We start from the raw sequence: 1,129 nt of genomic DNA, 5'->3' as shown, positions 1-1,129 counted from the left end.
AAAGAGGCACCAAACAAAACGGGTTTGCGTCTTTCTCCAAGCAGATAGAAACCCGCAAGCAAAAAGAAACCTGTCGCGAGTACAAAGCCCAAGTAGGTTAGGCCCAAGCCGTAAAGGGCCATCAGCACTAAGAACGAGATCAGTAACTTCCAGTTGAAGGTTAAAACGGCGCCGCTCTTTTTGTCTGGTTGGCCAGTCACAAGAAGCAAGAGAGAAAGCCCGATGCCGATATAAGTCAGAATGGTTGGCAAGGTGCGCGCAGTAAACGGTTCATACTCATCGCCCGGAAACAGTGCGATTTGAGACGTTTGATAACCGTAGCAAAGGCAGAAGAGCAGGAAAATCATGGCGCCAACACGGTCGCGACAGAGTAGATATTCTTTGGTAAAAACGTTGGTTGAACGAGACATATTCAACTCCTAACAAGAATAAAAAAGACCGTATATGAACGTTAATGTGCAAAGTAATCCATTAACAAGTAAGCATTTCGCTGCTAGTCGATATGCTTAACAATCAATAAACAAAGGAGTGTGTATGCCGAGTGTCGACAATGTCCATATACGGTGAAACTTAGAGTGCAAATGCCGTTGGGGCGAATAGCAACTCAGGTTTTACGCTAAGTTGCTATCGGAGGGAGCCCCGGAATAACGGTTATTTCAGGAAGCCTAGCTCACGCATCAGGTCACCCATTTGCTTCTCTTGATCTTCAAGGAACGCGAAGAACGCTTTGTCCGCTTTGTAGTTGTCTATCCAACCATTGCGGTCACGAACGACTTGCCACTCGTCTGTGTTGTACATCTTAGTGAATGCGGCATTCCATTCGTCGACTTTCTTTTGGCTAACGCCCGGTGCAGCAAAGAATCCACGCCAGTTCGCAAATACCGTTTCGTTGCCGTATTCAGTTAAAGTCGGAATGTTCGGCGCGGCTTCTAAGCGTTTTGGCGCAGTGATAGCAAGTACTTTCACTTGGCCAGATTTGGACATTTCCAGTACTTCACCTAAACCTGTTGAAAGCAATTGGGTTTCGCCAGAAAGCAGGGCTGCCATTGCTTTACCGCCCGCATCATAGCCAATGTAACGGACTTTACGCGCATCAAAACCTTCGCCTTTAAATGCCGCCGCAATGACA

Annotated in this window: 2 protein-coding genes; both read right to left on the bottom strand. The window is 46.9% G+C overall.

Going from position 1 to position 1,129, the window contains the following annotated elements; all coding sequences use genetic code 11:
• Positions 1 to 410: tripartite tricarboxylate transporter TctB family protein (locus R8O70_RS25890; RefSeq protein WP_318184547.1), on the bottom strand; the 410-nt coding region annotated here is incomplete at its 3' end.
• Positions 411 to 651: 241 nt separating this feature from the next.
• The coding region (locus R8O70_RS25885; protein ID WP_318184546.1) for a tripartite tricarboxylate transporter substrate-binding protein at positions 652 to 1,129 on the bottom strand (478 nt) is incomplete at its 5' end.

This window comes from Vibrio sp. 779(2023), from assembly GCF_033344285.1.
In the GTDB taxonomy this organism is placed as follows: Bacteria; Pseudomonadota; Gammaproteobacteria; order Enterobacterales; family Vibrionaceae; genus Vibrio; species Vibrio alginolyticus.
The sequence above is the reverse complement of the archived record's forward strand: the minus strand, read 5'-3'. Positions and strand labels throughout refer to the sequence as shown.